Here is a 16,015-nt window from a genome sequence, read left to right on the forward strand (position 1 = left end):
TACGGTTCGGTGGCCGGACCAGCGGCCACCGAAGATGCAGGGGCCCACCCTATGACGGTCCGGAGCATGTCCCTGCCGCGGCGGCACGGCCCGCGGGGAGCACGGCCGCCCGGCGGCGCCCCACGACGGACAGGGGCCCCCGGCGCGCAACTGCCGCGCCGGGGGCCCCTGATGTGCCGTCACCGTCACCGTTCCCGGAACCGGGCCGGACGACGGGCCGTCATCACTGTCCCGCGTACTTCTTGCTGACCGACTCGTAGACGCCCTTGGCCTCTTTGCCGAACCGCGGCCCGGCCAGCCAGCCCGCGGTCACCGGCCCGATGGAGGTGTTCGAGACCAGCGCGGGCTTGCCGTCCTGTCCGGCCGCGACCCAGCCGCCGCCGGACGACCCACCGGTCATGGTGCAGCCGATGCGGTACATCGTCGGGTCCTGCGCGGTCAGCGAGAGCCGGCCCGGCTTGTCCGCGCACTGGAACGCCTTCTGGCCGTCGTACGGCGGAGCGGCCGGGAAGCCGGTCGCCGTCATGCCGGCGATCTTCGGCACGGCCGGGGCGTTGAACTCGACGGGCAGCGCGGAACCGACCGTCTCCTCCAGGGACTTGCCCGTCGAGCCCTTCTCCGGCGTGACGTGCAGCACCGCGAAGTCGTACGGCGCGCCCAGCCCGCCCATCGAGGAACCCTGCGAGATCCACTGGTCCGACGTCTGCGCCCAAGTGCCCCACCACACACCGTAGGGGGCGATCTCCTGCTTGGTCGCCTTCTTCAGCTCTGCCAGCGAGAGGCCCTGGTTGTTGTACGACGGCACGAAGGCGATGTTGCGGTACCAGCCGCCCTTCTTGCCGGCGTGCACACAGTGTCCGGCGGTCCACACCAGGTTGGACTTCCCGGGGTGCGCCGGGTCCTTCACCACGGTCGCGGAACAGACCATGGAGCCCTCGGGGCCGTCGAAGAGCAGCTTCCCGGACTCGGCGGCGTTGGCGTGGTACGGCGTACGGACACCCGCGGCCCGGACCGGCGCGGGCGTCGGGTCCGTCACGCCGACGTCACCCGAGATGTCGTTGTCGACCGGCTTCTCCGGCGACTTGTCCGCGTCCCGCATCCGGTCCGGGTCCCACAGGCCCTCGATGATCGGGTTGACGAAGTCCTTGGCCTCACGCAGCCACTTGTCCTTGTCCCAGTTCTTCCACTCGCCGTCCTTCCACTGGTCGAGATCGATCCCGTGTTCCTTCAGCCGGTCCTTCAGGTCGTCCGGGATGGTGATCTTCCCGTCCGAGGACTGGCCGGCGGGAACGCTCGGCTTGTCACTCGCGTTGTCCTCTTCGGGACCGCAGGCGGTGGCGGTCAACGCGAGGACCGCGGTGACCGCGGCAACGGCGAGCACCGACGAGGGCCGACGACGTGCCCTCCCCTGCCGTGCGGCGAGAGCCGGTCGAATGAGTCGCATGTGGTGATCCCCCTGGGACTTCGTAACTCAACACTTCTGTACTGCACTGCGGTACTGCTCCGAGCCACCTGCTCCGAACATCCTGCGGACCCTCGGACGACTTTCCGAGGTCCTGTGCGGCCCCCACTATGCCGGTGCCGATGGGGACGGCGAGCGGCAGGGCCGCGGTTCCGCCTCCGCAAGGATCTTCCGATTTACCCGTGATCCGCCGTGCCCGGCGTCGTTGGTACGTGCAAGGGACTCGGGAAAGCGTTCATCCCCGCAGTCCGCCCGTGCGCCGGCGTACCGATGTGCAACGCAACCGTTACAGCAGGAGGACCGACAGCCGTGGCCGTGACCGAACCAGCCCCGGTGGCAGCACCGGCGGTGCACGAGGGGATCCTGCGCCGCCAGTCGCTGCGCGAATCCGCCGCCCGTACCTATGCGCGCTCACTGCCGATCGTGCCGGTGCGGGCCCGTGGGCTGACCATCGAGGGCGCCGACGGGCGGCGTTACCTCGACTGTCTCTCCGGAGCCGGCACCCTGGCGCTCGGACACAACCACCCGGTCGTCCTGGAGGCCATCAAGAAGGTCATCGACTCGGGTGCGCCGCTGCATGTGCTCGACCTCGCCACCCCGGTCAAGGACGCCTTCACCACGGAGCTGTTCGCCACCCTGCCGCGGCAGTTCGCCGACAACGCCCGGATCCAGTTCTGCGGTCCGGCGGGCACGGACGCGGTCGAGGCGGCGTTCAAGCTGGTCCGCGGCGCGACCGGCCGCAGCGGCCTCCTCGCCTTCACCGGCGCCTACCACGGGATGACGGAAGGGGCCCTCGCCGCCTCGGGCGGCGCCGAGGACGTACGGGTGACCAGGCTGCCCTTCCCGCGCGACTACCGCTGCCCCTTCGGCATCGGCGGCGAGCGCGGTGCGGAGATCGCCGCCCGGTGGACCGAGAACCTCCTGGACGACCCCAAGGGCGGCACCCCGGCACCCGCCGGGATGATCCTCGAACCGGTGCAGGGGGAGGGCGGAGTGAACCCCGCCCCCGACGGCTGGATGCGCCGGATGCGCGAGATCTCCGAGGCCCGGAACATCCCCCTGATCGCCGACGAGGTCCAGACGGGCGTCGGCCGCACCGGCGCCTTCTGGGCGGTCGAGCACAGCGGGGTCGTGCCCGACGTGATGGTGCTCTCCAAGGCCATCGGCGGTTCCCTCCCGCTCGCCGTGATCGTCTACCGCTCCGAACTCGACACCTGGCAGCCGGGCGCCCACGCCGGAACCTTCCGGGGCAATCAGCTCGCGATGGCGGCGGGCACGGCCACCCTCGCCTTCGTACGCGAGAACCGCCTCGCCGAGCGCGCCGCGACCCTCGGCGCCCGCATGCTCGCCCGCCTCCAGGCGCTCGCCACCGACCACCCCACCATCGGTGACGTACGCGGACGCGGCCTGATGATCGGCGTCGAGCTGGTCGACCCGCAGGCCGCCGGGTCCGGCGACAGCCCCGAGCCGCCGCCCGCCCCCGCCCTGGCCCTCGCCGTCCAGCAGGAGTGCCTGCGCCGCGGGCTCATCGTCGAACTCGGCGGACGCCACTCCACCGTCGTCCGCCTGCTCCCTCCCCTCACGCTCACCGACGAACAGGCGACAGCGGTCGTGGACCGCCTCGCCGACGCCCTGGCAGCCGCCGAGCGTCTGCCGCACCACCGCACCACGACCGGGTCGATCCGCTGACCCCGGACACCTTCACAAGAAAGACCGCCGTGAACCCCACCCCCACCCCCACCCCCCAGGCTGACGGCTCGTCCCCCACCCAGCAGCTCGCCGGCCCGCTCGTCCTGGAGCAGTCCACCGTGCCGCGCCAGATGACGGCACCGCACGACGAGCGCTTCATCCCGAAGCCCACGGCCACCGGCGGGGCACCGGCCGACCCGCTCGACCACCCGGACCCGCTGCGGGCCGCCGACTCGGCGGGCGCGGAGAACCTGCTGCGCTGCTGGGTCCGGGAGACCGGCCCGGCCGGGCCGGACGGGCCCACACTCCGCATCCCCCTCCCCGCCAGCGGCACGGCCCTGCTCGTACCCGTCCTCTACTGGTCGGCCACGGGCTGGCACCGCTTCGGCCCGCCCGTCCTGGAAGGGGCACCCGAGGGAGCACCGCCCGCCGACGCCGTCACCATCGCCGCCCTGCTGGGCCGCGAGGCCGGCCGCGACGAGGGGGCCGACATGGTGGCCCGGGTCGCCGACTCGGTACGCCGTACCGCCGGATTCATCGCCGAGCGGCGCCGCGCCCCCCACGCCCCGGCCGAAGCGGACCTCTTCCTCACCGCGGAACAGTCGCTGCTGCTCGGCCATCCGCAACACCCCACCCCCAAGAGCCGCGAGGGGCTCTCCGACGCCGAATCGCGCCTCTACTCTCCCGAGTCGCACGGCTCCTTCGCGCTGAACTGGATGGCTGTCGACCGGTCCGTGCTGGCCACCGACTCCGCCTGGACCGACGGAGGCCGCCCGGTGCGGGCCACCGAGCTGGTCACCGCGTACGCCCGGGGGCTGCGTCTCCCCGACAACACCGCACCGATTCCGCTCCACCCCTGGCAGGCCCGCGAACTCGTACACCGTCCCGAAGTCGCCGCACTGCTCGACGCCGGACTCCTCCACGACCTGGGACCGCACGGCGAACGCTGGCACCCCACCTCTTCCGTTCGCACCGTGCACCGGCCCGGTGCCGAGGTCATGCTCAAGCTCTCCCTCGGTGTCCGCATCACCAACTCCCGCCGGGAGAACCTCCGCAAGGAGCTCCACCGCGGAGTGGAGGTCCACCGGCTGCTCCGCAGCGGGCTCGCCACCCAGTGGCACGCCGCCCGTCCGGGCTTCGACATCGTCCGCGACCCCGCCTGGCTGGCCGTCGACGGCCCGGACGGCCGGCCCGTCCAGGGTCTCGACGTGATGCTCCGCCACAACCCGTTCGGGCCGCACGACGACGCGGTCTGCATCGCGGCGCTGACCGCCCCCCGCCCCTGGCCGGGCCGGGCGGGCATGCACTCACGCCTCGCCGAGATCGTGCTCTCCCTGGCCGCCGCCACCGGGCGGACCGTGGGCGCCGTCGCCGCCGAGTGGTTCCTGCGCTACCTGGACCGCGTCGTGGGCCCCGTGCTCTGGCTCGACGCCCACGCGGGCGTGGCCCTCGAAGCGCACCAGCAGAACACCCTGGTGATGCTCGGCCCCGAGGGCTGGCCCGTCGGCGGCCGGTACCGCGACAACCAGGGCTACTACTTCCGCGAGTCCCACCGCGCGGCGCTGGAACAGCGGCTCGCCGGCATCGGATCGGTCAGCGACACCTTCGTCTCCGACGAGGTCACCGACGAACGCTTCGCCTACTACCTGGGCATCAACAATGTGTTCGGTCTGATCGGAGCGTTCGGCGCCCAGCACCTCGCCGACGAGCGCGTGCTCATCGCGGCCTTCCGCCGGTTCCTGGGATCGGCCGCCGCGCTGGGTTCGCCGCTCCCCACGCACCTGCTGGAGAAGACCCATCTGCGGTGCAAGGCCAATCTGCTGACCCGGATGCACGGCCTTGACGAACTGGTCGGTCCCGTCGACACCCAGTCCGTCTACGTCACCATTGCCAACCCCCTTTGTGTCTGAAGGAACATGATTACCGCCTGAACCGCCGAGAGGAGAGCAACACCGTGGCTCCCGCCGATGCGCACACCGACGCCGGGACCGGCCCTGCCCCGCAGGCCGACACAGGCGCCGAGGACACCCTGGACCTGGAGCTCTCCGAAGAAATCCTCGCGCTGTTCGGGGAGGATCCCCCGGCCGGCGAGGCGATGCGCCCGCTGCCCGGCGCGCCCGCGTCACCCGCGTCGTCCGTTCCGGGCGGCGCGGGCCCGGCGGCGGGCACCCGGCCGGCCACGAGCAGGGCGACCGTCTCCGATCTGCTCGACCACCCGGCCGACTGGCGACCGGTCACCACCCCGGCCGGGGTCTTCCAGCTCGTCCCCGTACGGCTCGAACGCGATCTCGCCGTACTGACCCGCTGGATGAACGACCCCGCCGTAGCGGCCTTCTGGGAGCTCGCCGGACCCGAAGCCGTCACGGCCGCCCATCTGCGCCCCCAACTGGAGGGCGACGGACGCAGCGTCCCCTGCCTCGGCGTGCTGGCGGGCATCCCCATGAGCTACTGGGAGATCTACCGCGCGGATCTCGACCCGCTGGCACGTCACTACCCGGCCCGCCCGCAGGACACCGGGATCCACCTGCTCATCGGCGGTGTGCACAACCGCGGACAAGGCGTCGGCACCACTCTGCTGCGCGCCGTCGCCGACCTCGTGCTCGACAACCGCCCCCGGTGCGCGCGCGTTGTCGCGGAGCCCGATCTGCGTAATACCCCGTCCGTCTCAGCCTTTCTGAGTGCCGGATTCCGCTTCTCCGCGGAACTCGAACTCCCGGACAAACGAGCTGCCCTGATGGTCCGCGACCGAATCCACCGTGCCCAACTGTGAACGAACTGCAGCCCAATTCACCCCGCTCGAACCCCATCGGTTCCACCCCGAGGAGTCCCCGTGCCGAAATATCCCGCGAGCCATGATTCAGCGGATTTCGCCGAACTGCTCAGCACGCCCGAACTGAACCGGGAGGTCTGGGACAGAGCCGCCGCCCGGCTGCTCGCGAAGATGCTCGGTCAATTCGCCTACGAGGAAGTCATCGAGCCGGTCGCCCAGGCGGGCCCCGGCGATACCCACACCCTCGGACTCGACGACGGAAAAACCCTCGTGTTCAGTGCCCGGCGGGGCGTGTACGGGAGTTGGCACATCGCCCCCGACTCGATTCTGGAGATGCCCGGGAGGGACTCCGGGACGCCGGACGGCGAGCCGGGCCCGATCTCCGAGCCGGACGCCGTGGCCGTGCCCTTCCGCGATCCGCTCCAGTTCCTCGTCCGCGCCCGCCGTCTCCTCGACATCGACGGCGCCACCCTCGGACACCTGATCCGCGAGATCACCACCACTCTCACCGCCGACGCCCGGCTCGACCACACCGCGCTCCCCGCGGCCCGGCTGGCCGACCTCGACTACGCCGAACTGGAAGGCCACCAGACCGGCCACCCCTGGCTCGTCGCCAACAAAGGCCGCCTCGGTTTCTCCGCCGCCGACGCCGCCCGCCACACCCCCGAGGCCCGCAAGCCCCTCACGCTGCCGTGGATCGCGGTCTCCACGAGGATCGCCGCCTACCGCGGAGTGGCCGCGCTGGCCGGCCCGGAGCGGCTGTACGCGCAGGAGCTCGACCCCTCCGTCCGCGACTCCTTCGCCACCGTGCTCCGTGCCCGCGGCCTCGATCCCGACAGCTACCTCTTCCTTCCCGTGCATCCCTGGCAGTGGGACGAATGGATCGTTCCGGTCTTCGCCCCCGCCATCGCCGCCGGTGACATCGTTCCGCTCCACCCCGACGCGGACCTCAGGCTCGCCCAGCAGTCCATCCGCACCTTCAGCAACGTGGCCCGCCCCGACCGGCACACCGTCAAGCTGCCGCTGTCGATCCTCAACACGCTGGTCTGGCGCGGACTGCCCACCGAGCGCACCCTCGCGGCCCCCGCCGTCACCGCCTGGGTCCACGGGCTGCGCGACCAGGACGCGTTTCTGCGCGACACCTGCGGGGTCATCCTGCTCGGCGAGGTGGCCTCGGTGACCGTCGAGCACCCGCTCTACGACCACCTTCCCGAGGCCCCGTACCAGTTCAAGGAGATCCTCGGCGCGATCTGGCGCGAACCCCTCCAGCCCCGGCTCGCACCCGGCGAACGGGCCCGGACGCTCGCCTCGCTGCTCCACACCGACCCGCAGGGCCGCGCCTTCACGGCCGAGCTCGTCGCCCGCTCCGGGCTGACGCCCACCACCTGGCTGACCCGCCTCTTCGCCGCGATGCTGCCGCCGCTGCTGCATTTCCTCTACCGGTACGGCACGGTCTTCTCCCCGCACGGCGAGAACGCCATCGTGGTCTTCGACGAACACGACGTACCGGTGCGCCTGGCGATCAAGGACTTCGTCGACGATGTGAACGTCAGCGCCCGGCCGCTGCCGGAGCACGAGTCGATGCCCGAGGACGTACGCCGGACGCTGCTCACCGAGGAACCCTCCTTCCTCATCCAGTTCATCCACTCCGGACTCTTCGTCGGGGTGTTCCGCTTCCTCTCCCCGCTCTGCGAGGAACAGCTGGGGGTCCCGGAGGCCGATTTCTGGTCACTCGTCCGGGCCGAGATCCTGCGCCACCACGCCCGCTTCCCGGAGCTCAAGGAGCGGTTCGAGATGTTCGACCTGCTGACACCCCGCATCGAACGCCTCTGTCTGAACCGCAACCGCCTGCACGTCGACGGCTACCGGGACCGCCCCCAGCGCCCGCACGCGGCCATCCACGGGACCGTTCCCAACCCGCTCCACCCCGCCACCGGTGTCCGGGAGTGACTCTGTTGTCAGTGGCGCCCCGTACGCTGGTCGGGCTATGACGAAGCCATCCCTCCCCGAGCTCCTGCACGCCGCCGTGACCGCCGTCGGCGGTACGGAACGACCTGGTCAGGCCGCCATGGCCGGGGCCGTCGCAGAGGCCGTCGACGACAATTCCCATCTGCTCGTCCAGGCCGGTACCGGCACGGGCAAGTCCCTCGGCTATCTGGTGCCCGCGCTGGCGCACGGGGAGCGGGTCGTGGTGGCCACGGCGACGCTGGCGCTCCAGCGCCAGCTCGTGGAGCGTGACCTTCCGCGCACGGTCGACGCACTGCATCCCCTGCTGCGCAGGCGCCCCGATTTCGCCATGCTCAAGGGGCGGTCCAACTACCTCTGTCTGCACCGGCTCCATGAAGGGGTGCCGCAGGACGAGGAGGAGGGGCTCTTCGACCAGTTCGAGGCCGCCGCCCCGTCGAGCAAGCTCGGCCAGGACCTGCTGCGGCTGCGCGACTGGTCGGACGACACCGAGTCCGGCGATCGCGACGACCTCACCCCCGGGGTCTCCGACCGTGCCTGGGCACAGGTCTCCGTCTCCTCCCGCGAATGCCTGGGCGCCAGCAAGTGCGCCTACGGCGCGGAGTGCTTCGCAGAGCTCGCCCGGGAGCGGGCCAAGCTCGCCGATGTCGTCGTCACCAATCACGCCCTCCTGGCCATCGACGCCATCGAGGGTGCGCCGGTGCTCCCGCAGCACGAGGTGCTGATCGTCGACGAGGCCCATGAGCTGGTCTCCAGGGTCACCGGAGTGGCCACCGGCGAGCTCACCCCAGGCCAGGTCAACCGTGCGGTGCGCCGAGCGGCGAAGCTGGTGAACGAGAAGGCCGCCGACGCCCTGCAGACCGCGTCGGAGGGGTTCGAGCGGGTCATGGAGCTGGCGCTCCCCGGCCGTCTGGAAGAGGTCCCCGAGGACCTCGGCTACGCACTGCTGGCGCTGCGCGACGCCGCGCGTACCGTGATCTCGGCCCTGGGCAACACCCGGGACAAGTCCGTCCAGGACGAGGACGCCGTCCGCAAGCAGGCCCTGGCGGCGGTGGAGACGATCCATGGTGTCGCCGAGCGCATCACCCAGGGCTCGGAGTACGACGTCGTCTGGTACGAGCGGCACGACCGCTTCGGCGCCTCCCTGCGGGTCGCGCCGCTCTCCGTCTCGGGGCTGCTGCGCGAGAAGCTCTTCACCGAGAGGTCCGTCGTCCTGACCTCGGCCACGCTCAAGCTCGGCGGGGATTTCAACGGGGTGGGGGCCTCGCTCGGCCTGGCCCCCGAAGGCACCGTGGGCGACGACCTTCCGCAGTGGAAGGGGCTCGACGTCGGCTCGCCGTTCGACTACCCGAAGCAGGGCATTCTGTACGTCGCCAGGCATCTGGCCACGCCGGGGCGGGAGGGTTCCCGCACCGACATGCTGGACGAGCTCACCGAGCTGGTGGAGGCCGCGGGCGGGCGCACGCTCGGGCTGTTCTCCTCCATGCGGGCGGCGCAGGCCGCCGCGGAGGAGCTGCGGGGCAGGCTGGACAAGCCGATCCTGCTCCAGGGTGAGGAGACGCTCGGCGAGCTGATCAAGAACTTCGCCGCCGACCCCGAGACCTGCCTCTTCGGCACCCTGTCGCTCTGGCAGGGCGTCGATGTGCCGGGGGCCAGCTGCCAGCTGGTGATCATGGACCGGATCCCGTTCCCGCGCCCCGACGACCCGCTGATGAGCGCGCGCCAGAAGGCGGTCGAAGAGGCGGGCGGCAACGGGTTCATGGCCGTCGCGGCGACGCATGCCGCGCTGCTGATGGCTCAGGGGGCCGGCCGGCTGGTCCGGGCCACCGGTGACAAGGGTGTGGTCGCCGTACTCGATCCGCGCCTGGCCAATGCCCGGTACGGCAGCTATCTGCGTGCCTCGCTGCCCGACTTCTGGTACACCACCGACCGGAATCAGGCGCGCCGCTCACTCGCGGCGATCGACGCGGCGGCCAAGGCCGACGGCAAGTAGGCCGCCCCGGGTGGCCGGCGGCATGGGCAGGGCCCCGGGATCGGCGCAGTGGATCCCGGGGCCCGGTCGGAACCGGCGAGCTTCACACCCGCCGCAGCACCGCCACCACCTTGCCGAGGATCGTCGCCTCGTCGCCCGGGATCGGCTGGTACGCGGAGTTGTGCGGGAGCAGCCAGACATGGCCGTCCTCCCGCTTGAAGCGCTTGACCGTCGCCTCGCCGTCCAGCATGGCCGCCACGATGTCGCCGTTCTCCGCGACGGGCTGGCGGCGCACTGTGACCCAGTCGCCGTCGCAGATCGCCGCCTCGATCATCGAGTCACCGACGACCTTGAGCACGAACAGCTCGCCGTCACCGACGAGTTGGCGGGGGAGCGGGAAGACGTCCTCGACCGACTCCTCGGCGAGGATCGGGCCACCGGCGGCGATCCGGCCGACCAGCGGCACGTACGACGCCGCGGGCTTGCCGGTCGTGTCGGTGGGCTGCGAGCTGGGCTGGTCCGAACCTCGGACCTCGTACGCCCGCGGACGGTGCGGGTCGCGGCGCAGGAACCCCTTGCGCTCCAGGGCCATCAGCTGATGGGCGACGGAGGACGTGCTGGACAGGCCCACCGCCTGACCGATCTCCCGCATCGAGGGCGGATATCCACGCCGTTGCACGGAATCCCGGATCACCTCGATCACTCGCCGCTGCCGGTCCGTGAGCCCCGAGCTGTCCGCCCGGATTCCAGGAGGTCGACCGGGCAATGAGCGCGCCGGGCGCGCGGGCTCTGGCCCCTCCATGTTCGTGACTGAGTCATTCATGGCATGCACCGGCTCGAATCGGCTCTGGGAGCGGTCCTGGGCAGTGATGATGGCACTGTCTGCGGTGGTGGTCACGTCGGCCCCTCTCGAATGGTCTCCCTAGCTGGACAACGGTAGTAGCTTTCGAAAGGTTGCGCCAAACACACGTTCGAGTGAAAAACGAATAAAAGTCTGCCGTGTGTTCTCTGCCGGGTGTATGTGCGAAGACCGAGGGGCCTGGGCCGCGCCGCGGGCGGCCCGCAATTCGGGCTATCACGGTAGCGGCCGTCGGCGCCGCGCCGCCGTGCGGGGTGGCGGTCGGGCCGTTGTTCGAGTCCGACAGTCGGGGCCCCGTAATCCTGGCGGCCGGACCGTTCCCGTAACCTCGTACGCGGCCGTACGCTGCCTGCCGGTCGCTCGTGATGCGCGACACGCGGTAGGGCCGAATGCGCACCCAAACCCAAGATCTAGTGGTTGGATTGCTCCGGCCGCCCAGAAGTTGTGGTCCCCGGTCCGTCGGGGGTGTGGCCATCGCCTATGCTTGTGACAGCTTCGAGGGGCCCCGGCGGGCCCTGAAGAGGCTATTCAGTCGTGCTGTGAAGGAGGGTTGGGAGCCATGCACTGCCCCTTCTGCAGGCACCCCGACAGCCGGGTCGTCGACAGTCGCACCACCGACGACGGCACGTCGATCCGACGCCGCCGCCAGTGCCCCGACTGCTCCCGCCGTTTCACGACGGTGGAGACCTGCTCGCTGATGGTGGTGAAGCGCAGCGGCGTGACCGAACCCTTCAGCCGCACCAAGGTCATCTCCGGGGTGCGCAAGGCGTGTCAGGGCCGGCCGGTCACCGAGGACGCCCTCGCCAAGCTCGGCCAGCGGGTCGAGGAGGCGGTGCGCGCCACCGGCAGTGCCGAGCTCACCACTCATGACGTGGGCCTGGCGATCCTCGGCCCCCTGCAGGAACTCGACCTCGTCGCGTACCTGCGCTTCGCGTCCGTGTACCGGGCGTTCGACACACTCGAAGACTTCGAGGCGGCCATCGCGGAACTCCGTGAGCGGCGGCCCCGCGTGGAAGAACGCGGGAGCGGCGAGATCCTTGAGGTCCCCGTTCCCGCCGTCGCCGCCGACTGATCGGCACCGGCCGACCGACACGGTTCCGTGGATCGGCGGCAGGGCGGCTTCATAGACCTGCTCCGGGCGCTCTGCGTGGCGTCCGAGGCATCAGAGACAGACTGTGCCCCGGGAAGTTCTGGGCACTCCAGGGTGTTTTTGCCCACATATGGGAGGCGGCATGACAGAGACGGCGAGCGGCCCGGCACGAGGTTCCCGAACCAAGGGAGCCAAGTCGAGCAAGGGTCTGCGCATCGAGCGCATCCACACCACCCCCGGCGTACATCCGTACGACGAGGTGGCGTGGGAGCGCCGTGACGTCGTCATGACCAACTGGCGCGACGGCTCGATCAACTTCGAGCAGCGTGGCGTCGAGTTCCCCGACTTCTGGTCGGTGAACGCGGTCAACATCGTCACCAGCAAGTACTTCCGCGGGGCCGTCGGCACCCCGCAGCGCGAGACCGGTCTGCGACAGCTGATCGACCGGATCGTGAAGACGTACCGCAAGGCCGGTGAGGACCACGGCTACTTCGCCTCTCCCGCGGACGCCGAGATCTTCGAGCACGAGCTGGCGTACGCCCTCCTGCACCAGATCTTCAGCTTCAACTCGCCGGTCTGGTTCAACGTCGGCACACCCCAGCCGCAGCAGGTCTCCGCCTGCTTCATCCTGGCCGTCGACGACTCCATGGAGTCGATCCTCGACTGGTACAAGGAAGAGGGCATGATCTTCAAGGGCGGCTCCGGCGCCGGCCTGAACCTCTCCCGTATCCGCTCCTCCAAGGAGCTGCTCTCCTCCGGCGGCAACGCCTCCGGCCCGGTCTCCTTCATGCGCGGTGCCGACGCCTCCGCCGGAACGATCAAGTCCGGTGGCGCCACCCGCCGCGCGGCCAAGATGGTCATCCTCGACGTCGACCACCCCGACATCGAGAACTTCATCGAGACCAAGGTGAAGGAGGAGGAGAAGATCCGCGCCCTGCGCGACGCGGGCTTCGACATGGACCTGGGCGGCGACGACATCACGTCCGTCCAGTACCAGAACGCCAACAACTCGGTCCGCGTGAACGACGAGTTCATGAAGGCCGTCGAGTCCGGCGGCAAGTTCGGGCTGCGCGCCCGGATGACCGGTGACGTCATCGAAGAGGTCGAGGCGAAGTCCCTCTTCCGCAAGATGGCCGAGGCCGCCTGGGCCTGCGCCGACCCCGGCATCCAGTACGACGACACGATCAACCAGTGGCACACCTGCCCCGAGTCCGGCCGGATCAACGGCTCGAACCCGTGCAGTGAGTACATGCACCTGGACAACACCTCGTGCAACCTGGCCTCGCTGAACCTGATGAAGTTCCTCAAGGACGACGGCAAGGGCAACCAGTCCTTCGAGTCCGAGCGCTTCGCCAAGGTCGTCGAGCTGGTCATCACGGCGATGGACATCTCCATCTGCTTCGCGGACTTCCCGACCCAGAAGATCGGCGAGAACACCCGCGCCTTCCGCCAGCTCGGCATCGGCTACGCCAACCTCGGCGCCCTGCTGATGGCGACCGGCCACGCCTACGACAGCGACGGCGGCCGCGCCCTCGCCGGTGCCATCACCTCGCTGATGACCGGCACCTCGTACAAGCGCTCCGCCGAGCTCGCCGCGGTCGTCGGCGCGTACGACGGCTACGCCCGCAACGCCGAGCCGCACCAGCGCGTCATGAAGCAGCACGCCGACGCCAACGCCGCGGCCGTCCACGTGGACGACCTGGACAACCCGATCTGGGCCGCCGCGACGGAGGCCTGGCAGGACGTGATCCGACTCGGCGCGAAGAACGGTTTCCGCAACGCGCAGGCCTCGGTCATCGCGCCCACCGGCACCATCGGTCTCGCGATGTCCTGCGACACCACCGGCCTTGAGCCCGACCTCGCCCTGGTCAAGTTCAAGAAGCTGGTCGGCGGCGGCTCGATGCAGATCGTCAACGGCACCGTCCCGCAGGCCCTGCGCCGCCTGGGCTACCAGGAGGAGCAGATCGAGGCGATCGTCGCCCACATCGCCGAGCACGGCAATGTGATCGACGCCCCCGGCCTGAAGACCGAGCACTACGAGGTCTTCGACTGCGCGATGGGCGAGCGGTCCATCTCCGCGATGGGTCACGTGCGCATGATGGCCGCGATCCAGCCGTGGATCTCCGGCGCGCTCTCCAAGACGGTGAACCTGCCGGAGACGGCCACCGTCGAGGACGTCGAAGAGGTCTACTTCGAGGCGTGGAAGATGGGCGTCAAGGCGCTCGCGATCTACCGCGACAACTGCAAGGTCGGCCAGCCCCTCTCCGCGAAGACCAAGGAGAAGGAGAAGGCGGCGGTCACCGCCAAGGCCGAGGAGACCATCCGTACCGCGGTCGAGAAGGTCGTCGAGTACCGCCCGGTCCGCAAGCGTCTGCCCAAGGGCCGTCCCGGCATCACCACCTCATTCACGGTGGGCGGCGCCGAGGGCTACATGACCGCCAACTCCTACCCGGACGACGGTCTCGGCGAGGTCTTCCTGAAGATGTCCAAGCAGGGCTCCACCCTCGCGGGCATGATGGACGCCTTCTCCATCGCCGTCTCGGTCGGTCTGCAGTACGGCGTCCCGCTGGAGACGTACGTCTCGAAGTTCACCAACATGCGCTTCGAGCCGGCCGGCATGACGGACGACCCGGACGTGCGGATGGCGCAGTCGATCGTCGACTACATCTTCCGCCGCCTCGCGCTGGACTTCCTGCCCTTCGAGACCCGCTCGGCGCTCGGCATCCACTCGGCCGAGGAACGTCAGCGCCACCTCGACACGGGTTCGTACGAGCCCTCCCTCGAGGACGAGGAGCTGGACATCGAGACCCTGGCCCAGTCCGCCCCGGTGCGGACGGAGCCGCTGAAGGCCGTGGCCGCGGTCCAGGAAGCGGAGAAGCCCGCCCCGAAGACCGCGCACACCTCGGCGGAGCTCGTCGAGATGCAGCTGGGCATCAGCGCGGACGCGCCGCTCTGCTTCTCCTGCGGTACGAAGATGCAGCGCGCCGGTTCCTGCTACATCTGCGAGGGCTGCGGCTCGACCAGCGGTTGCAGCTGACCGCCGCGCACTCGCGCCGGACGCGCCGTTGCACATGATGTGTCCGGGCGGCTGAACCACGGCCCGGGGAGGGCGTCGACTTCCGGTCGGCGCCCTTCCGGCGTGCTCCGGGCGGGACCGCGCAGGGTGCCGTCCGGTCTGCGTGCGGCCGCTCCCGCGGTGTGGCACGATCTCGCAGATGACCAGCAGACCCGATGAGGCGCAGCGCCTGCGCGACCTTGCGCGGTTGCGTCGGGTCCGTGACCGGATGGACCGGGAGTTCGACCAGCCGCTGGACGTCGAGGCGCTCGCCCGCGGCGTGCACATGTCGGCGGGGCACCTGAGCCGAGCGTTCCGGCAGGCGTACGGCGAGTCACCGTACGGCTACCTGATGACGCGGCGCATCGAGCGGGCGATGGCGCTGCTGCGGCGCGGTGACCTCAGCGTCACCGAGGTCTGTTTCACGGTCGGCTGCTCCTCGCTGGGCACCTTCAGCACACGCTTCACCGAGCTGGTCGGCATGCCGCCCAGCGCCTACCGCCGCGAGGCCGAGCGGGCCACCGCGGGCCTGCCGTCCTGCGTCGCGAAGCAGGTGACCAGACCGGTCAGGAATCGAGAAGCGCGGCCTCCGGGCCACGATTAGCGTGACGTTCATGGACCTCACGATTCACACGAGCTTCCTCCCGCACGTCGACCCGGACGCCTCGCTGGCCTTCTACCGCGACATCCTGGGCTTCGAGATCCGCAACGACGTCGGATTCGGCGGGATGCGCTGGATCACGGTCGGCCCCGCCGGCCGGCCCGGCACGTCGATCGTTCTGCAGCCGCCCGCCGCCGACCCCGGCGTCACCGAGGACGAGCGGCGTACCATCGCCGAGATGATGGCCAAGGGCACCTACGCCGTCATCACCCTGGCCACCCCCGACCTCGACTCCACCTTCGACCGGCTGCAGGCCGGCGGCGCCGAGGTCGTCCAGGAGCCGACCGAGCAGCCGTACGGGATCCGCGACTGCGCCTTCCGCGATCCCGCGGGCAACCTCATCCGCATCAACGAGGTGCGCTGAACACTCCGGCGATCGCAGCCGGACCCCACATGCGAGCCGCTGCACGACGGGGTGTCGGCCGGTCCGACGCCCCGTTCCCACGCCGCACCGAGCCGGTGGTGAAGCCGGTGGGACCCGGTTCCATCCGG

11 protein-coding genes are annotated in these 16,015 nt (G+C 70.4%); 9 read left to right on the plus strand and 2 right to left on the minus strand.

Annotated features, from left to right (window positions below; genetic code table 11):
• Positions 1-223 precede the first annotated feature (223 nt).
• Positions 224-1,444: a trypsin-like serine peptidase gene (locus EES42_RS27250; protein WP_164495333.1), complete on the minus strand. Its 1,221-nt coding sequence runs from the start codon at positions 1,442-1,444 to the stop codon at positions 224-226.
• A gap of 327 nt (positions 1,445-1,771) precedes the next feature.
• Here EES42_RS27250 and EES42_RS27255 point away from each other — a divergent pair, with 327 nt between their 5' ends.
• Genes EES42_RS27255 through EES42_RS27275 form a run of 5 tightly spaced genes read left to right on the plus strand, consistent with a single transcriptional unit; the run spans position 1,772 to position 9,879 of the window.
• The gene (locus tag EES42_RS27255) at positions 1,772-3,151 is read left to right on the plus strand and encodes a diaminobutyrate--2-oxoglutarate transaminase family protein (RefSeq protein WP_124720943.1); all 1,380 of its coding nucleotides are present in this window, start codon (positions 1,772-1,774) and stop codon (positions 3,149-3,151) included.
• A 29-nt stretch (positions 3,152-3,180) separates the two neighbouring features.
• Positions 3,181-5,061: an IucA/IucC family protein gene (locus EES42_RS27260; protein ID WP_124720944.1), complete on the plus strand. Its 1,881-nt coding sequence runs from the start codon at positions 3,181-3,183 to the stop codon at positions 5,059-5,061.
• A 44-nt stretch (positions 5,062-5,105) separates the two neighbouring features.
• Positions 5,106-5,921, plus strand: coding sequence for a GNAT family N-acetyltransferase (locus tag EES42_RS27265; RefSeq protein ID WP_124720945.1), 816 nt, complete (start codon positions 5,106-5,108; stop codon positions 5,919-5,921).
• A gap of 60 nt (positions 5,922-5,981) precedes the next feature.
• Positions 5,982-7,871, plus strand: coding sequence for an IucA/IucC family protein (locus EES42_RS27270; protein WP_124720946.1), 1,890 nt, complete (start codon positions 5,982-5,984; stop codon positions 7,869-7,871).
• Between the two features lie 37 nt (positions 7,872-7,908).
• Positions 7,909-9,879 (plus strand): ATP-dependent DNA helicase, encoded by a 1,971-nt coding sequence (locus tag EES42_RS27275; protein WP_124720947.1) that lies wholly within the window; start codon positions 7,909-7,911, stop codon positions 9,877-9,879.
• An 82-nt stretch (positions 9,880-9,961) separates the two neighbouring features.
• On the opposite strand, the gene lexA is transcribed toward EES42_RS27275, so the two are convergent.
• On the minus strand, positions 9,962-10,756 hold the full coding sequence (lexA, locus tag EES42_RS27280; protein ID WP_124720948.1) for a transcriptional repressor LexA: 795 nt from the start codon (positions 10,754-10,756) through the stop codon (positions 9,962-9,964).
• 520 nt (positions 10,757-11,276) lie between these two features.
• Here lexA and nrdR point away from each other — a divergent pair.
• From nrdR to EES42_RS27300, 4 genes are all read left to right on the plus strand, one after another.
• Entirely contained in the window at positions 11,277-11,789 is a 513-nt protein-coding gene (gene nrdR, locus EES42_RS27285; RefSeq protein ID WP_124720949.1) for a transcriptional regulator NrdR, read from the plus strand.
• A gap of 160 nt (positions 11,790-11,949) precedes the next feature.
• On the plus strand, positions 11,950-14,844 hold the full coding sequence (locus tag EES42_RS27290; RefSeq protein ID WP_124720950.1) for a vitamin B12-dependent ribonucleotide reductase: 2,895 nt from the start codon (positions 11,950-11,952) through the stop codon (positions 14,842-14,844).
• 178 nt (positions 14,845-15,022) lie between these two features.
• Entirely contained in the window at positions 15,023-15,466 is a 444-nt protein-coding gene (locus EES42_RS27295) for a helix-turn-helix transcriptional regulator (protein WP_124720951.1), read from the plus strand.
• Positions 15,467-15,476: 10 nt separating this feature from the next.
• Positions 15,477-15,887, plus strand: a complete 411-nt coding sequence (locus EES42_RS27300) for a VOC family protein (protein ID WP_124720952.1) — start codon at positions 15,477-15,479, stop codon at positions 15,885-15,887.
• Positions 15,888-16,015 lie beyond the last annotated feature (128 nt).

It is taken from the genome of Streptomyces sp. ADI95-17 (genome assembly GCF_003846175.1).
GTDB lineage: Bacteria > Actinomycetota > Actinomycetes > Streptomycetales > Streptomycetaceae > Streptomyces > Streptomyces sanglieri.